The 18070-nt window shown below is 67.0% G+C and carries 12 protein-coding genes; 8 read left to right on the top strand and 4 right to left on the bottom strand.

Features of this window, described 5'->3' with window-relative positions; genetic code table 11:
• Nucleotides 1-63: 63 nt before the first annotated feature.
• Together rhaS and FBX97_RS08930 are read right to left on the bottom strand one after the other, a co-directional pair.
• Nucleotides 64-1059: a rhamnose ABC transporter substrate-binding protein gene (gene rhaS / locus FBX97_RS08935; RefSeq protein ID WP_141831060.1), complete on the bottom strand. Its 996-nt coding sequence runs from the start codon at nt 1057-1059 to the stop codon at nt 64-66.
• Nucleotides 1060-1091: 32 nt separating this feature from the next.
• Nucleotides 1092-1982, bottom strand: coding sequence for a DeoR/GlpR family DNA-binding transcription regulator (locus FBX97_RS08930; protein ID WP_141830449.1), 891 nt, complete (start codon nt 1980-1982; stop codon nt 1092-1094).
• Between the two features lie 335 nt (nt 1983-2317).
• Here FBX97_RS08930 and FBX97_RS08925 point away from each other — a divergent pair, with 335 nt between their 5' ends.
• From FBX97_RS08925 to FBX97_RS08905, 5 genes are all read left to right on the top strand, one after another.
• Complete coding sequence (locus FBX97_RS08925) at nt 2318-4426, top strand: bifunctional rhamnulose-1-phosphate aldolase/short-chain dehydrogenase (protein ID WP_141830447.1); 2109 nt, start codon at nt 2318-2320, stop codon at nt 4424-4426.
• Between the two features lie 147 nt (nt 4427-4573).
• Complete coding sequence (gene rhaI / locus FBX97_RS08920; RefSeq protein ID WP_141830445.1) at nt 4574-5872, top strand: L-rhamnose catabolism isomerase; 1299 nt, start codon at nt 4574-4576, stop codon at nt 5870-5872.
• 197 nt (nt 5873-6069) lie between these two features.
• Entirely contained in the window at nt 6070-8808 is a 2739-nt protein-coding gene (locus tag FBX97_RS08915) for a glycosyl hydrolase (protein WP_141830443.1), read from the top strand.
• Nucleotides 8809-8830: 22 nt separating this feature from the next.
• Nucleotides 8831-10057 (top strand): glycoside hydrolase family 105 protein, encoded by a 1227-nt coding sequence (locus FBX97_RS08910; RefSeq protein ID WP_141830441.1) that lies wholly within the window; start codon nt 8831-8833, stop codon nt 10055-10057.
• A complete protein-coding gene (locus FBX97_RS08905; RefSeq protein WP_141830439.1) occupies nt 10054-10368 on the top strand; it encodes an L-rhamnose mutarotase in 315 nt (104 codons plus the stop codon). Before FBX97_RS08910 ends, FBX97_RS08905 begins: the two co-directional genes overlap by 4 nt.
• Nucleotides 10369-10455: 87 nt before the next feature.
• Here the strand turns inward: FBX97_RS08905 and FBX97_RS08900 are convergent, their stop codons facing one another.
• Nucleotides 10456-11367 carry an alpha/beta hydrolase gene (locus tag FBX97_RS08900; RefSeq protein ID WP_141830437.1) on the bottom strand — a complete coding sequence of 304 codons (912 nt, stop codon included), beginning with the start codon at nt 11365-11367 and terminating at the stop codon, nt 10456-10458.
• A gap of 44 nt (nt 11368-11411) precedes the next feature.
• Between FBX97_RS08900 and FBX97_RS08895 the strand changes: the two genes are divergently transcribed.
• Nucleotides 11412-12065, top strand: a complete 654-nt coding sequence (locus FBX97_RS08895) for a DUF1080 domain-containing protein (RefSeq protein ID WP_185748515.1) — start codon at nt 11412-11414, stop codon at nt 12063-12065.
• A gap of 117 nt (nt 12066-12182) precedes the next feature.
• Here FBX97_RS08895 and FBX97_RS08890 read toward each other — a convergent pair whose 3' ends face one another.
• Nucleotides 12183-13526: a hypothetical protein gene (locus tag FBX97_RS08890; RefSeq protein ID WP_141830433.1), complete on the bottom strand. Its 1344-nt coding sequence runs from the start codon at nt 13524-13526 to the stop codon at nt 12183-12185.
• Nucleotides 13527-13689: 163 nt separating this feature from the next.
• On the opposite strand from FBX97_RS08890, the gene FBX97_RS08885 reads away from it, so the two are divergent.
• Complete coding sequence (locus FBX97_RS08885) at nt 13690-15336, top strand: rhamnogalacturonan acetylesterase (protein WP_141830431.1); 1647 nt, start codon at nt 13690-13692, stop codon at nt 15334-15336.
• Nucleotides 15333-18068 carry a Tat pathway signal sequence domain protein gene (locus FBX97_RS08880; RefSeq protein ID WP_141830429.1) on the top strand — a complete coding sequence of 912 codons (2736 nt, stop codon included), beginning with the start codon at nt 15333-15335 and terminating at the stop codon, nt 18066-18068. The genes FBX97_RS08885 and FBX97_RS08880 overlap by 4 nt, the downstream gene beginning before the upstream one ends.
• Nucleotides 18069-18070 lie beyond the last annotated feature (2 nt).

The following is an 18070-nucleotide window of genomic DNA, read 5'->3' as shown; positions in this document are numbered from 1 at the left end:
GGCGACGGCTTACTGCCAACACTTATCGATGCAGCGCCGCGGCATATTCGCCGCGGCAAACCATCAGAACATCTTCGCAAACTTCTCGACGTTCTCTGCGTTGTAAGTGAACGGCGGCCCCAGCGCCGCCTCGCCCTTGTCGTCCAGCGTCACCTGGCCCAGGCGGCCGACCGACACCGGCGTGCCCGCCTTGGCCGCAGCCTTGCCCGTCACGAACTGGTCGGCCGCAAAGGTCGCGGCGTAGCCCAGGTCGATCGGATTCCAGATCGCGAATTCCTTGACCGCGCCGCTCTTGACGTGGCCGGCCATCTCGGACGGCAGCCCGAGACCGGTCACGTAGACCTTGCCGACCAGGTGCTCGTCGACCACCGCCTTGCTGGCGGCGACGATGCCGACCGTGGTCGGGGCGATGATCGCCTTCAGGTTCGGGTGGCTGCGCAGCAGGCCGATCGCTTCGCGGTAGCTCTTGTCCGACTGGTCGTCGCCGTAGACGGTGGCCACCAGCTTGACCTTGGCGTACTCCGGCTTTTGCAATACCTGCTTCATCACGCCGATCCAGATGTTCTGGTTGGTGGCCTGGGCCGACGCCGACAGGATCGCGACTTCGCCGGCGCCGCCCATCGAACCGGCCGCCATCTGGATCTGCTTCTCGCCGATCAGTTCCGCGTTGGACGGGTTCAGCTGCATCTGGCGGCCTTCCGGCGCCAGGCCGGAATCGAAGGAGATCACCTTGATCCCGCGCTGCATCGCCTTCTTCGCGATCGGCACCAGCGCGTTCGGGTCGTTGGCCGAGATGACGATCGCATCGACCTTCTGGCTGATCAGCGAGTTGATGATCTCGATCTGGCCTTCGGCGCTGGGCGTGGTCGGGCCGGTGTAGATCACCTCGACGTTGCCGAGCTGTTTGGCCGCTTCGTCGGCACCGGCGTGGGCGGCGTCGAAGAAGCCGTTGCCGAGGTTTTTCACGACCATGGCGATGCGGGTTTTCTCGGGCTTCTTGTCGCACCCGGACAAGGTCGCGGCCGCGCCGACCACCAGGCCGGCGGCGGCGGCAACCATCAGGAGACGCTTGATCTTGTTATGCTTGATGCTCAATGCGATGTCTCCGTCTGGAAGATGGCGGCCGTCTGCAGGTCGTATGCGGGGTTCGACTGCAGGTCGTAGGCATGATTGAAGTGCGGCGCACACAGGTTCGGGGCGGCCGCATCGGGCGCGACGGTGACGACGTTGACGCCGTACTGTTCGAGCAGCTGCACGGCGCTGTCGGAGGCGTTGGTGTCGGTGATGACGGTGGCCACGCGGTCCAGGCCGCACAGGATCAGGCCGGCCTTCTTGGCGAACTTGGAGCTGTCGGCCAGCACCACGAGTTCCTCGGCTTGGCTGATCAGGCGCTTCTCGGCCTGGATCAGCAGCGGGTCGGCTTCCATCAGGCCCAGCAGCGACAGGCCATACACGCTCATGAACATCTTGCTGGCGTAGTGGTGCTGGGTGATGTCGTTGTCGAAGGGCGAGAGGATCACGTTCTGCTCGCGATAGACTTTGCCGCCCGGGACGATGATCTCGTTCTCGCTCGACACCAGCAGCCGTTCGGCCATCAGGAACGAGTTCGTCAGGATCTTCAACTGTTTGTCGGCCAGGAACTCGGCCATCATGAAGGTGGTGGTGCCACCGTTGATGATGATCGTCTCGCCGTCCACGCACATCGACGCCGCCTGACGCGCGATGGCACGCTTGCGCGCCGCGTAGCACTGGATGTTGTTCTGGAAGGTTTCGCTCGACAGCGCGAACTGGCGCTTCTTAGGGAGCAGGTTTTCTGCGCCGCCGCGGGTGCGGGTGAGCAGGTTGCGGGCTGCAAGCCAGCTGATGTCGCGCCGGACCGTTGCCGGGGACGCGTTGAGCCATTCGACAAGCTGTTGCACCGTCGCTGTCTGGTGTTCTGCCAGCAGCTTCAGCAAACGCTTGCGGCGTTTGTGATTCACCATGTTGTCTCCTCCTGTTGCCGTCTGTTTTTGGATTGCGGCTCGCTAAAGTCATGCCGAAAAGGAATGCTTTGCGTCGTTAAAGATTAATCAGACTACAAGGGCGCGTCAATCACCAATTGCTCAAGCCGCTGATTATTTCTACGACGCGTCGCATCGAAATGCGCAATCCAATCAAGCAAATGATTAATTCGCTCTTGGTCAGGAAGTTGACTGTTTCTGAGTTGACACTGATTACCCCGCTGATTTCTACTTGTCCGGGTTGCCAGGGACGCTTTCCACCAGAGGGCGCTGGCCAGGGATGTCGAGCTTTACTCAATCAATAACGGAGACTGTCAATGAGCGCATTAAGCGACACCAAGCCGAAGGAACCGATCGCCTCACGCTGGAATGATCAACTTGCGGCCGGGATGAGCGAACCGGAACTGCTGCTGTACCGTTCGAACCTGCTCGGTTCGGACCTGCGCATCACCAACTTCGGAGGCGGGAACACCTCCGCCAAGATCATGATGGAAGATCCGCTCAGCGGCGGGCAGGTCGAGGTCCTGTGGGTCAAGGGCTCGGGCGGCGACCTCGGCTCGATCAAGCTGGACGGCTTCTCGACGCTGTACATGGACAAGCTCAACGCGCTCAAGGGGCGCTATCGCGGCCTCGAACTGGAAGACGAGATGGTCGCCTACCTTCCGCACTGCACCTTCAACCTGAATCCGCGCGCCGCCTCGATCGACACCCCGCTGCATGCCTATATCGCGCGCAAGCACGTCGACCACATGCACCCGGATTCGGTGATCGCGATCGCTGCCTGCAAGAACAGCGAAGCCATCACCCAGCGCGTGTTCGAAGGAGAACTGGGCTGGCTGCCATGGCAGCGTCCCGGCTACGACCTCGGACTGAAACTGGAAAAGCTGTCGCAGGAACAGCCGAACCTGAAGGGCATCATCCTCGAAGGCCACGGCCTGTTCACCTGGGGCGACGACGCCAAGTCGTGCTACGAGACCACGCTGCAGATGATCAAGCGCGCCGAGGACTGGCTGAACGCGAACATCAAGCAGCCGGTGTTCGGCGGCCAGAAATACCAGCCGCTGCCGGCGGAGGAACGCGCCGCCGTCGCCGCCCGCCTGATGCCGCTCCTGCGCGGCAAGATCAGCAAGACCGAATACAAGCTGGGCCACTTCGACGACAGCGACGCCGTGCTGGAATTCGTCGGCAGCGCCGACCTGGCCCCGCTGGCGCTGCTGGGTACGTCCTGCCCCGACCACTTCCTGCGCACCAAGATCCGCCCGATGGTGCTGGACTTCGATCCGACCGCACCCGACCTCGACAAACTGGTCTCGGGCCTGGACGAGGGCCTGGAAGCCTACCGCGCCGACTACACCGCCTATTACGAGCGCAGCAAGCGCGACAACTCGCCGAAGATCCGCGACGCCAACCCGATCATCTACCTGATCCCGGGCGTGGGCATGCTCTCCTTCGCGAAGGACAAGGCCACCGCGCGCATCGCCGGCGAGTTCTACGTCAACGCCATCAACGTGATGCGCGGCGCGAACGGCGTCGACACTTACGTCGGCCTGCCGGAACAGGAAGCCTTCGACATCGAATACTGGCTGCTCGAAGAAGCCAAGCTGCAGCGCATGCCCAAGCCGAAGAGCCTGGCCGGCCGCATCGCCCTCGTCACCGGCGGCGCCGGCGGCATCGGCCAGGCGGTCGCACGCCAGATGCTGCAGGAAGGCGCTTGCGTGATGCTGACCGATATCGACGCCGAAGCGCTGGAACAGGCCAGGGCCGACCTGGTCAAGGTGGGCGGGAAGGACAGCGTCGCCGTCGTGCAGGCGAACATCACGAGCGAAGAGCAGGTGGCCGCCATCTTCGGCAGCACCGCGCTGCGCTTCGGCGGCGTCGACATCCTGGTCTCGAACGCCGGCATCGCCTCGGCCGCGCCGCTCGAAGAGACCACCCTCGACATCTGGAAGCGCAACCAGGACATCCTGGTCACCGGCTACTTCCTGGCCAGCCGCGCCGCCTTCCAGATGCTCAAGCAGCAGGGGCTGGGCGGCAGCATGGTGTTCGTCGGCTCGAAGAACGGCCTGGTGGCATCCGCCGGCGCCTCGGCCTACTGCACCGCCAAGGCCGCCGAGCTGCACCTGGCCCGCTGCGTGGCGCTGGAAGGTGCCGAACACGGCATCCGCGTCAACGTGGTGAATCCGGATGCCGTGATCCGCGGGTCGCGCATCTGGGACGGCAAGTGGAAGGAAGAGCGTGCCGCCTCGAACAAGATCGGCACCGACGACGTCGAGGAGTTCTACCGCAAGCGTTCGATGCTGAAGCGCAGCGTGCTGCCCGAGGATATCGCCGAAGCCGTGTACTTCCTGGCCAGCGACAAGGCGGGCAAGAGCACCGGCAACGTGCTGAACGTGGATGCCGGCAACGCCGCGGCGTTCACCCGCTGATTGACGTTGCAATCAGGCCGGGCTGATGTTAAGTTGTCATCCATAACTGATATATCAGACCGGCAGGGTGGGTTCACTGTGCCCACCCTACGAACGATACCTATAAATAAGCAGCAGCCGGCACACCGGCACACGAAGGAGACGAGAATGAACGGGAATGTGATCGACGCGGGCCTGGTGGCCGAACAGAACGACAAACTGGCTTCGCAGGTGCAGGCCGACTACGAGGCGCTGGGCGGCATGCTGGCGCGCCGCGGCCAGGACATCGACAAGCTGACCGCGCTGGCACAGGCGTTCACGGTCGCGGTCCCGAGCTGGGGCGTGGGCACCGGCGGCACCCGTTTCGCACGCTTTGCCGGCCGCGGCGAGCCGCGCAACGTGTTCGAGAAGCTGGAAGACTGCGCCGTCATCAACCAGCTGACCCGGGCCACGCCGGCGGTGTCGCTGCACTTCCCGTGGGACAAGGTCACGGACGCCGCCGAGCTGCGCGAAAAAGGCGCCGCACTCGGCCTGGGCTTCGACGCCGTCAATTCCAACACCTTTTCGGATGCGCCGAACCAGGAACTCAGCTACAAGTTCGGCAGCCTGACCGCGACCAACGCCGCCGTGCGCGCCCAGGCCGTGGCCCACAACATCGAGTGCATCGAGATCGGCCAGGCGATCGGCTCCAAGGCGCTGACCGTCTGGGTCGGCGACGGCGCCAATTTCCCGGGCCAGCACAACCTGCGCGGCGCGCTCGAGCGCTACCTGGAAAGCATGCGCCAAGTGTACGACGCGCTGCCGGACGACTGGAACGTCTTCATCGAGCACAAGCTGTTCGAGCCGGCCTTCTACGCCACCACCATCGCCGACTGGGGCACCAGCTTCGCCGCCGCCAGCGCCCTGGGACCGAAGGCCAAGTGCCTGGTCGACCTCGGCCACCATGCGCCGAACACCAACATCGAAATGATCGTCGCCCGCCTGGCCCAGTTCGGCAAGCTCGGCGGCTTCCATTTCAACGACAGCAAGTACGGTGACGACGACCTGGACTCCGGTTCGATCAATCCGTTCCAGCTGTTCCTGGTCTTCAACGAGCTGGCCGACGCCGCCGAGCGCGAAGGCAGCGCCTTCAAGCCGGCCTACATGCTGGACCAGTCGCACAACGTGACCGACCCGATCGAAAGCCTGATGAACAGCGCCGTCGAAGTGCAGCGCGCCTACATCCAGTCGGCCCTGGTCGACCGCGCCGCGCTGGCCGAGCACCAGCAGAACAACGACGCGATGCAGGCGGCGGCGACGCTGAAGCAGGCGTTCCGCACCGACGTCAGCGCGATCCTGGCGATGGCGCGCCTGCGCGCCGGCGGGGCGGCGGATCCGGTGGCGTGCTATCGCAACAGCGGTTATCGCGACCGCGTGGCAAGCGCGCGTCCGGCGAAGGCGGGGGCTAGCAGTAGCGGGATTGTTTGATTGCTGGGTCGCGTAGCCTGAAGGTTGCGCGAACGATAGCCATTAGCCTAAAAACCGTCGCCCCTGCGAAGGCAGGGGCCCAAGTTGCGGGCAGATCGCATAACTTGGGCCCCTGCCTTCGCAGGGGCGACGGGCAGCGGCTAGTGGTGCCTACGAACGCAGCCACACATCATCCCGTATCCAGGAGCCATCCCCGAATGAGCAAGCGCCACCCGCGCGCACCGTTCGCCGCCAGTGCCGTTGCCTACGCGACGGCCCTGTTCTGCGCGAACCTGCACGCAGCCAGCACGCCCCCCGCACCCGTCATCGCCGATTCCTTTGCCGAGGTCGCCACCCACCTGGCATCCCCGCCGGACGACGCCAGGCCCATGATGCGCTGGTGGTGGTTCGGCCCGTCCGTCGTCCAGCCGGAGCTCGAACGCGAAATCAAGGCCATGAAGGCCGGCGGCTTCGGCGGCTTCGAAATCCAGCCGGTGTATCCGATGGAGCTGGACGACGCCGCGCGCGGCATCCATAACGTCCCCTACCTTTCTCCCGAATTCCTCGACGCCGTCGGCTTCGCCAACCGTACCGGGCGAGCCAATGGCATGCGCGTCGACATGACGCTGGCCAGCGGCTGGCCCTACGGCGGCCCGCACGTGGGCGTGAACGAAGCGGCATCGCGCCTGCGCATGGCGACTGCCGAACTGCCGGCCGGCGCCGCCAGCGTCGCGCTGCCCTCGGTGATGAGCGGCGAAAAGCTGGTCGCGACCTTCGTCGGTGCCGGCAGCGGCAAAGGCATCGACGCCACGCGCCTGCAGCTGGTCGAACCGACGGTCGCGAACGGCCGCGCCGCCATCGCCCCGGCGCAGGAGGCGCGGACAGTCGTGTTCTACGTGGCCTCGCGCACCGGCCAGCAGGTCAAGCGCCCGGCGCTCGGAGCCGAAGGCTTCGTGCTGGACCACCTGAGCCGGAAAGCCATCGACCACCATTTGAAGGTCGTGGCCGAGCCGCTGATGAAAGCCTTCGGCGACCAGCCGCCGTACGCAGTGTTTTCGGACAGCCTCGAGGTCTACAATACCGACTGGACCGACGACTTCCTCGACGAATTCAGAAAGCGCCGCGGCTACGACCTGAAACCCTACCTGCCGGCCATCTTCAGCGGCCAGGGACCGGATGCTGCCGGCGCCCGCCACGACTGGGCGCTGACCCAGACCGACCTGGTGAACGAGCGCTACCTGACCCCGGTGAACGACTGGGCCAGGGCGCACGGCACGCAATTCCGCTCGCAGACCTACGGCGAGCCGGCCGTGTCGATGTCGAGCAACCGCCTGGTGGCGCTGCCGGAAGGCGAGGGCCCGCAGTTCCGCGAATTCTCGTTCACGCGCCTGGCTACCTCGGCCGGCCATCTGTACAACCGCCCGGTGATCTCGGCCGAGACCTGGACCTGGCTGCATTCGCCGGCCTTTGCCGCCACGCCGCTGGACATGAAGGCTGAAGCCGACCGCATGCTGCTGCAAGGCGTCAACCTGTTCATCGGCCACGGCTGGCCGTACACGCCGCCGGGGACGGCCCAGCCGGGCTATTCGTTCTATGCGGCCGCGGTCTTCAACGACCACAACCCATGGTGGAACGTGATGCCGCAGGTGACCGGCTACCTGGCGCGCATGAGCTACCTGATGCGCCAGGGCCGGCCGGCCAATCAGGTCGCGGTGCTGCTGCCGAACGACGACGTGTATGCCGCCCTGGTGCCGGGCAAGGTATCGCTGTCGGCCGAGATGCACAAGCACGTGACGCCCGAGCTGACTGCGCAAATCCTCGACGCCGGCCACAACCTCGACTACGTCGACGCCGAATCGATCCTGGCAGCCGGTGTGCACCATCCGCTGCTGGTGCTGCCGCACGTGACGCGGCTGTCGCCGGCGGTGCTGGCCAGGCTGCAGGACTACGTGCGCGGCGGCGGCAGGATCGTCGCGGTCGGCACGCGGCCGTCGCTGGCGCCGGGACTGCAGGACGCGCAGCGCGTGTCAAGCCAGGTTGCGGCGGCGTCGAGCGCGCTGTTCGCATCGAAGAACGTGCAGCTGGTCGCAGACGACGCGGCGCTCGGCGCGGCCGTGAAGGCGGTGCTGGCGCCGGACCTGCTGCTGTCGAACGACGTGTCCGACGTCGGCTTCGTGCGCCGCAAGCTGAAGGATGCCGATATCTATTTTGTGGCGAACACCAGCAACCATCCGGTCAAGGCCGGCGCCCGTTTCGGCAGCAAGCGCCCGGCCGCGGCCTGGCTGGATCCGGACAGCGGCAAGCTGACCCGTGCTTCGACGACCCCGGAACTCGAGCTGGCGCCCTACGAGTCGCGCGTGCTGGTGTTCACCGATGCGCCGCTGGCCGGCGCCGCCGAAGCATCGCGGCGCAATGCGCCGGCCGTGCTGGCCGACCTTAGCCAGGACTGGCGCGTTGCCTTCCCCGGTGCGCAACCCCGGGCGATGAAGACACTGCAGTCCTGGACCGAGGACGAGGCCACGCGCTATTTCTCGGGTGAGGCGGTGTACACCAAGGACGTCAGGCTCGATGCCGTCCAGCTGCAGGGCAAGCGCGTGGTACTGGATTTCGGCCCGGGCACGCCGCTGTCGACCACGCCGAAGGTCCCGGCCGGCATGCGCGCCATGCTGGACAGCCCGGTGCGCGAGGCGGCCCAGGTCTACATTAACGGCAAGCCGGCCGGCGCGGTCTGGCGTCCGCCGTACACGGTCGACATCACGCCGCTGCTGGCTGCCGGCAGCAACCGCATCGAGGTGCGCGTGGCCAATCTCGGGCTGAACGTGCGTGCCGGCCAGGCCTTGCCCGATTACCGCCTGCTGAACGTGCGCTATGGCGAACGCTTCAAGCCGCAGGACACGGAACTGGTCAGGCCGGCGCCATCGGGCATGCTGGGGCCGGTCAGGCTGATGGCAGAGTAAAGCCTATCGAACAGGACAAGACATGAAGAACAACATCAAATTCGCGTTATCGGTCGCCGCAGCCTGGGCCATCGCCGGCGCCACCGCCGCCGCCCAGAACGGGCCCGCATCGTACCCCGCATCGTATCCATTACCGACGCCTGCCCAGCAAGCCATCGTCGACAAGGACACCAGCCGCCACTTCGGCGACGCCCCGGCAAGCGCCGGCCCGCTGGCCACCGACCTGTCGCCGGCCCTGGAACCGGCCGCCATCGACAAGGCACTGCGCAAGGTCGCCGACTGGCAGCTGGCGCGCTCGCAGCCGCACTGGGACCGCATCTGGACCTCGAGCGTGATGTACGTCGGCTTCCTGGCCGCCTCGCGTGCCACCGGCGACCCGAAGTACCGCAATGCGATGGCCCAGATGTCGCAGCACTTCGACTGGCAGCTGCGCTCGCGCCTGCCCAACGCCGACGACCTGTCGATCGGCCAGGTCTACCTCGACTTCTACCAGCAGGAAAAGCGGCCGTCGCAGATGGCGCTGACCAAGGCCGAGATGGACGACCTGCTGCCGCTCGCGACGCTCAAGCCGGGCGACGCGCGCATTCCCTGGTGGTGGTGCGACGCGCTGTTCATGGCGCCGCCGGTGTGGGTCAAGATGTACAAGATCACCGGCGAGCGCAAATACCTGGACTACGTGCACACCAACTGGAAGCGCACCTACGATGTCCTGTGGGACAAGGAGGAGCACCTGTACGCGCGCGACGCCGGCTACATTGGCAAGCGCGAGCCGAACGGCAAGAAGATCTTCTGGTCGCGCGGCGAAGGCTGGGTGATGGGTGGCCTGGCACTGATCCTCGACGACATTCCGCAGGACGATCCGCAGCGTGCCTTCTACGTGCAGCAGCTGCGCGACATGTCCGCCAAGATCGCCAGCATCCAGGGTCCGGACGGCATGTGGCACGCCGGCCTGCTCGATCCGGCGAGTTATCCGCTGCCGGAAGTCTCGGGTTCGTCGCTGTTCGTGTATGCGATGGCCTACGGCGTCAACCGCGGCATCCTCGACGGCGCCAAATACCGTCCGGTGATCGCCAAGGCCTGGGCCGGCATCCTGAAGAACGTGTACGCCGACGGCCGCCTCGGCAACATCCAGCAGACCGGCGCCGAGCCGGCGTTCTACCGGCCGGCGTCGAGCTACAACTACGGCGTGGGCGCCTTCATGCTGGCGGCGTCGGAGCTGAAGACGCTGGCGGCCGGGGGCAAGCAATGAGCATGCGCGCCTTCCGCATGAAGCTCAAGCCGGGCCAGGTCGAGGAGTACAAGCGCCGCCACGACGACATCTGGCCGGAGCTGTCGCAGGCCTTGCGCGACGCCGGCATCTACGACTACGCGATCTTCCTGGACGAGGAAACGCTGCACCTGTTCGCGGTGCTGAAGCTGCGCGAAGGGGAGACCAGCGCGGCGCTGCCCGGGCTGCCGGTCATGCAGCGCTGGTGGGATTCGATGGCGCCGCTGATGGAGGTGGAGCCGGGGAACCGGCCGAAGGAATGGGGCTTGGTGCCGATGTTCCATATGGCGTGAACCGCGCTTGCGGCCTGCGGCCGGAGCACGTCGTCCCTGCGCAGGCAGGGGCGACGGGGCAAGGTAGCGGGACCGCGGTGACGCGCCTTATTTAACCGGATCCAGCAACCCCCGGTCCTTCAACCACTCCTCCGCCCGGCGCGGCCACATCGACGCCGTCCCCAACCCGGCCCGCATCCCCATCCCATGCGACCCATGCTCGAACAGGTACATCTCGGCCGGCACCTTGGCCCGCGTGAGCGCCTGGTAGAACAGGATGCTGTTCTCGACCGGCACCGCCTGGTCTTCCTGGGTGTGGATCAGCAGCGTCGGCGGCGTGCGCGCAGTCACCTGCTTTTCGAGCGACATCAGCTGGATGGCTTCGGCGCTCGGGTTGGCACCCAGCAGCGCCTTGCGCGAACCCTTGTGCACGGCCGGCTCTTCCATCGTGATCACCGGGTACATCAGCATCAGGAAGTCCGGCCGGGCGCTGACCTTGTCGATGGCGGCGCCGGTGCGGCCCAGCGGGCTGTCGAACAGGGTGCCGGCACTGGCAGCAAGGTGGCCGCCGGCCGAGCTGCCCATCACGCCGATGCGGTCGGGACGCACGTGCAGTTCGGCCGCATGCTCGCGCACCAGGCGCACCGCCCGCAGCACATCCTGCAGCGGTGCCGGGTGGCCGAATTCGGCAAGGCGGTACTTCAGGACGAAACTGGTGACGCCGAGGGTGCTGAGCCAGTTGGCGTATTGCTCGCCCTCGCGCGCGGTTGCCTGCATCACGTAGCCGCCACCCGGCGCGATGATGACGGCGGTGCCGTTCGGACGGTCGACCGCGGGCCTGAACACAGTGAGGGTCGGTTCGCTGACGTTGGTGGTCGTGCCTTTGTCGTTGCGCTCCGGTCCCAGTCCGGTCTTTGCGCCGGGGACGCCTTCGGGCCACAATGCCATGACCGAGGGCGTCTGGGCCTGGGCGAGCGGCAGGGCGGCGGCAAAGAGCAGGGCGAGGGCGGTCTGCTTCATTCGAGTCTCCTTGATATGGGTCGTTGTAATCGATGAAAGTGAATATGGTAAAGCTAAAGATGTGTTCGGTGGCGCTGGCCTGCGTCCTCATGACCGGCTGCGCCAGCGCGCCGCCGTCCGCGCCGGTCTCCCTGTTCGATGCCCAGGGCTTCGGCGCCTTCGAACTGGTCACCACGCCGGCCGGCACGATGGAGCAGGTGCTGGCGGCGCGTCCCGGCGGCGTGATCGCCGTGGCCGGCAATCCGTCCGGCTACGTCGCCACCCGCGCCACCTACACCAACTACCGCCTGCATGCCGAATGGCGCTGGCCCGGCAAACCGGGCAACGGCGGCGTGCTGCTGCACATCCAGGGCGGCCCGAAGGATCGCGTCTGGCCGCTCAGCCAGCAGGTGCAGACCAAATTCGGCGCCGCCGGCGACCTGCTGCCGATGGCCGGCGCGTCTTTCGCCGAACCCTTGACCACAGCGCCGGGCGCCGCTACGCCGATCAAGGCGCACAGCGCGGCCGACAGCGAACGGCCGGCCGGCGCGTGGAACAGCATGGACGTGGTGTGCCGCGACGGGACGATCGAGGTGTCGATCAATGGCGTTGCGCAGAACCGGGTCACGGGGGCGAATCCGGCCAGCGGCAGGATCGGGTTCCAGTTGGAGGGCGCGCCGTATGAGCTGCGGAATGTGACCATTGTCACGCTGCCTTGACCCGTCGCCCCTGCGAAGGCAGGGGGCCAAGTTTTTCGGTTTGCCGCGAACTTGGGCCCCTGCCTCCGCAGGGGCGGCGTTTATACATCCGTGTCCAGCTCTACGCCAGGCTTCTAATTACTGCTTCGGCCGTTTCAGCCAATCCTCCGGCACCGGCACCACCACGATATTCATGCTGCGCCCGTCCGCCGACAGCATCGCCGACTGGATCTCGATCCTGGTCCCGTCCGCATTGAAGGTCGGGTGCGTATGATCGGCCGCCGTGGTCTTGTGCCCGGTCGTCAGCAGCATCATCTCGCGCGTGCGGCGGTCGATCAGGTACACGCTGCGCGAAAAGTCGTCGCCCACGGCCCAGCGGCCGTCGCTCGAGCCGTGCACGTGCCACAGGCCGCTGCCGGACGGGGTCTGTCCGACGATCTGCATCTGGCGCGTGCGCAGATTGACGATGGCCAGGCCGGTCGGTTTTTCGCGGGTGCCGGCGTCGCCCCAGGCCTGGTCCTGGCCGGGGTTGGCGCCACCGACGTCGGTGGCGGGGCCGTCGACGCTGGCCGCTGCGCCGGCGATCTGGCGGTGGCCCATGATCGCCATCGCCACCTCGTCCTTGCCGATCACCGCCTCGTGCGTCACCCATTCGTAGGACGCTTCCGGGTACAGCTTGCGCAGGCCGCTGCCGTCGGCCTTCACGGTCCAGGTGCGCTGCGGCGACTTGCCGCCGGTCTCCCAGCAGAACACGATCTCGCCCGGGTTGTACAGGTTGGCCTGGATGTGGCCGATCTGGAAGGGTACCGACACCACGTGGCGGATCTCGCCGCTATGCACGTTCATGCGCGCGATGCCGGTCGGCCCGGCACCCATGTTGCGCGGCCCGAAGTTCGGTTCGATCTTCGTCCCTGCGGGAAGGTGGCGCGCGGCCTCGTTCTTCCCGACGCGGAAATAGACCCACTCCTCGTCGGCGTCGAGCGCCATGTCGCCGCCGCCTTCCAGGCCCGCCGGCACGGTGCCGGCCACGCGCTGGTAGCTGCTTGCAGTCTTCATTTTACCGGCGCCGCTGTCGGCGAACACGCGCGCCAGGTCGACCTCGACCACCTGCAGCCCGCTGGCGCCGCTGCGCATGAAGTACAGCTGCATCGACTTGCGCGCCAGGTTCAGCATGCCCTGGTAGCCGCCTTCGCTGACCTGCACGATGTCGCCGCTGGCTTCGTTGACGGCCATGGCCTCCCCGCGCACGAGGCTGGAGCGGAATACCACCCACTTGCCGTCGGCGGTCCATTGCGGGTGGGTCGGGTAGATCTTGGAGTCGCCATGCGGCTGGCTGGTGAGGAAGGTGAGCATCGTGCCCGTTACCGGGTCCTTGACGATCTTCTTTTCGGACGGGAAGCGCTTGCCGATCTGGGCGGACGCATCGACGGAGGCGAGCAGCAGGGCGGCGAGTAGGGCACTTGCATGGAGACGGGAAGCCATGGCGTCATTCAGGGTGGTTGGGACTGCGCCATTCTCCCAGCAGCGGGGCGCGGCAGGATGGCGATAACCGCTCATCTTGCTGATTCTTTGGAAGCGATGGCATGGCGGGCACATCGGGCTCGCATAAAATCGGGGCTCCACCTATAAGAACGAGAGACGCCCCATGCGCTTCCTGTCACTCATGGCCGGCCTGCTGCTGGCTGCCGCATTGCCGGCCTGCGCGCAGCAGCCCCTGCCCGCTGCCGTCAACACCGATCCGGCGCGCGCCCAGGTCACGCTGCCGGCGCCCGCCAACCCGGCGCTGCCCTCGATCATCCTGATCGGCGACTCCACCGTGCGCAACGGCCGCGACGACGGCCAGGGCAAGGGACCCGCCGGCCAGTGGGGCTGGGGCAATCCGATCGCGGCGTATTTCGACCCGGCCAAGGTGAACGTGGTGAATCGCGCGGTCGGCGGCCTGTCCAGCCGCACCTATCTGACCAGCGGCCATTGGGACAAGACGCTGGCCTTCGTCAAGCCGGGCGACATCGTCCTGATGCAGTTCGGGCACAACGACGCCGCACCGCTGAACGACGACAAACGCGCCCGCGGCACCATCCGCGGCACCGGCAACGAATCCGAGGAGATCGACAACATCCTCACCGGGAAGCACGAGACGGTGCACAGCTACGGCTGGTACCTGCGCAAGTTCATCGTGGACGCGCGCGCCAAAGGAGCGACGCCGGTGGTGGTGTCACTGATTCCGCGTAAAGCCTGGGACGAGCAGGGCAAAATCAAGCGCAACAAGGGCGACTACGCCGGCTGGGCCGAGGAGGTGGCGCGCAGCGAGCACGCCGGCTTCATCGACCTGAACGCGATGGCGGCGAGCCGCTACGACGCTCTCGGTCATGACGCGGTGATGAACCTGTTCCCGCTGACGACGCCGGACGAACACGTGCACACCAACTGGGCCGGCGCCCAGCTCAACGCGCAGCTGGTCGTGGCCGGCCTGAAGGGACTCGGCGACAAGCGCATCGCGGCCTACCTGAAGCCGGCCGAGGACGAGCGGCCGGTGGTCGATGCCAGGAGCGTGCGCGACGAGGCGCCGCTGAACCCCGCCTTGCCGACGCTGTTCCTGGTCGGCGATTCCACCGTCAAGAGCGGCGGCGCCAACGGCGCCATCGGCTGGGGCGAGCGCATCGCGCCGTATTTCGATGCGCGCAAGATCAACCTCGTGAACGCCGCCATCGGCGGCCGCAGCAGCCGTACCTTCTATACCGAAGGCCGCTGGGACAAGGTGCTGGCGCAGCTCAAGCGCGGCGACATCGTGATCGTCCAGTTCGGCCACAACGACGGCGGCCGCATCGGCGACCCGGCCATGAAGAACCGCGCCTCGGCGCCCGGCACCGGCCCCGAGACGGTCGAGGACACCCGTCCCGATGGCAGCAAGGAACAGGTGCACAGCTTCGGCTGGTACATGGCCAGGTACGTCGCCGACGCCCGCGCCAGGGGCGCAACCGTGATCCTGGCCTCGCCGGTGCCGCACCGCGACCGCTGGCAGGAAGGCCGCGACTTCGCCACCTTCGCCGACTGGGACCGCCAGGTCGCGCAGGACGGCGGCGCCCTGTTCATGGACCTGACCATGATCGTGTCCGACGGCTACCGCCGGGCCGGTGCGGCCACGGTCGATACCTTCTTTTCGGATGCGCGCACCCACACCAACGCGCAGGGTGCCGATTTCAATGCCGCCCGCGTCGTGGCCGGCCTCAAGACCTTGCCCGGCAATCCGCTGGCAGGCTACTTCACCGACAAGGCAGTGGCGGCGAAATGATCATCAAATCGATGTGGGTGGCGGCCGCGCTGGCATTGGGTTGCGCAACCGTTGCGGCGGCGCCGGCCAGCATGACGGTGAACTGGGTCGGTGACGCGCCGGGGATGCCCGCCGGCGTGAGCTGGGGCGTGCCCTGGGCGCAAGGCACAGTGCAGAAGGGCCAGTCCTTTGCCCTCAAGGGAGCGGACGGCAAGGCGCTACCGCTGCAAGCCTGGCCGCTGGCTTACTGGCCCGACGGCTCGCTCAAGTTCACCGGCTTCGCCACGGTGGCACAGGCGGCCGGGCCGTATGTGATCACGGCCGGCGCGGCGCCTGACAACGAAACGGCCAAGCTCACCGTGCAGAACGGCAGCGGCTGGATCGACGTCGGCACCGGCGCCGCCCAGGTGCGCGTGGCGACCCGCGGCGCCGACCTGATCCAGTCTATCCGGGTCGACGGCCGCGAGGTGGCGAAGAACGGTCGCCTGGTCGGCCTGCTGCAGCAGGGACCGGACCCGGAACAGGGCGCGATGCCGGCGCGCGCGCCGTTCGCGTCGAACATCGACAAGGTCACGGTCGAGCAATCGGGCCCGGTGCGCGCGGTGATCAAGGTCGAAGGCAAGCACAAACTCGCGCAGGGTGGCCGCAGCTGGCTGCCGTTTTCGCTGCGCCTGTATTTCTATGCCGGCGACCCGTCGATCCGCGTGGTCCACACCTTTACTTACGACGGCGACCAGCAGAAGGATTTCATCCGCGGCCTCGGCCTGCGCTTCACGGTGCCGCTGCGCGAAGACGTCTACAACCGCCACGTCGCCTTCGGCGGCCAGGATGGCGGACTGTGGATGGAATCGCTGCAACCGGGCGACCTGAATGCCGATCCGCGCCAGGTCGCCGGCCAGAAGATCGACGGTGGCCCATTCTATGGCCGCCGCGACGGCGAAAAGGAACAGCTGGCCATCTGGAGCGACTACAAGCTCACCCAGCCGACGCCGAACGGTTTCAATATCGTCAAGCGCACGAATGCGCAGAGCACCTGGGTGTTCGCGGACAGCGGCCGGCGCGCTTCTGGCCTGGCATTCGTGGGCGACGTGTCGGGCGGGCTGGCGCTGAGCGTCAAGGATTTCTGGCAGAGCTATCCGACCGCGTTCGACATCCGCAGGGCGGACAGCAAAGAAGCAGAACTGACCGCCTGGCTATGGTCCCCGGACGCGCCGGCGATGGACATGCGCCACTACGCCACCCGCGCGCACGGCCTGCGCGCGACTTACGAGGACGTCCAGGCGGGCATGTCGCAAGCCTACGGCGTGGCCCGCACCAGCGAATTCACGCTGACCCCGACCGGCGCGGTGCCGTCCCGCAGCCGGCTGGCCGCGCTGGCGACAGCCGGCGGCACGCGCGCGCTGCTGTCGGCATCCCCGGCCGCGATCCACGCCACCGGCGTGTTCGGCGTGTGGACACCCGTCGACCGCGCGACGCCGGCGCGCGCCGCGGTCGAGGACAAGCTCGACGCCACGCTCGCCTTCTACCAGCAGCAGCAAAACGATCGTAACTGGTACGGCTTCTGGACCTACGGCGACTTCATCCACAGCTACAACTTCAAGCGCCACGTGTGGAACTACGACCACGGCGGCTACGCCTGGGACAACACCGAACTCGGCACCGTGCTGTGGCTTTGGACGTCCTACCTGCGCAGCGGCCGCGCCGACCTGTTCCGCATGGCCGAAGCGCTGGCGCGCAACACCAGCGAGACCAATGTCTACCACCTCGGCCCGATGCTGGGCCTGGGCTCGCGCCACAATGTGGTGAAGTGGGGCGACGGCTCCAAGGAAGGCCGCATCAGCCAGGCCGCGCACTGGCGCCCCTTTTATTACCTGACCACCGACGAGCGCATCGGCGACGTCATGCGCGAGCAGCTGCAGTCCGACAAGGCGATGGTCAGGTACGACCCGATGCGCCTGGCCCAGCCGGTGCTGCCGCAGGATCCGAAATACCCGGGCCGCATCCGCCTCGGCCCCGACTGGTACGTCCTGGCCGGCAACTGGATGAGCGAATGGGAGCGCACCGGCGACATCCGCTGGCGCCAGCGCATCGAGGCCGGCGTCGACTCGATCCTGGCGATGCCGTACTGGTTGCGCTCGGGGGTGAACAACGGCTTGAACCCGGACATCGGCGGCGGCAAGATCGGCCCGCTGAAGGGACGCGGCAGCATGACCGTCGGCTACGACCCGGCCAGCGGCAAGCTGTTCCCGATCCCGGACCCGGTCGCCCATGCCCAGGTACCGGTGCTGTACAACCTGTCGACCATCCAGGGCGGTGCCCAGGTGATGTTCGAGCTGGTGCCGCTGCTGGGGCGCAAGGACTTTGCCGCGGCCTGGCTGCAGTATGCGCGGCTGGGCGAGGCGCCGGGCGAGGTGCTGTTGAAGGACAAGGCCACGGGCACCGAAGGCGCCGATGCGCAGTACGTCGAAAAGGCCCAGGGCGGCCCGCGCCTGGCGGCCTATGCCTATGCGCAGACGAGGAACCCGGCGTTTGCCCGGATCGCCATCGCCAACATGAGCCGCTGGCGCGGCGCCAGCCCGCGGCCGCTGGCCGGCCCCGACGTGCTGAATCCAACGGGCGAGGCCCTCGGCGTCTCGACCAACGATGCTGCGCAGAGCGGCCTGACCATGATCGAGTCGCTGGCGCTGCTGGGCGACGCGCTGCCGAACGAGCTGCCGCCATCACCGCCGCCCGAGCGGCCGGGCGCGAAATGAGG

The sequence above is a fragment of the Herbaspirillum sp. SJZ107 genome, from assembly GCF_006715485.1.
Taxonomy (GTDB): domain Bacteria; phylum Pseudomonadota; class Gammaproteobacteria; order Burkholderiales; family Burkholderiaceae_D; genus Telluria.
Note: the sequence above shows the minus strand (reverse complement) of the source record. Positions and strands in the feature narration are given on the sequence as shown.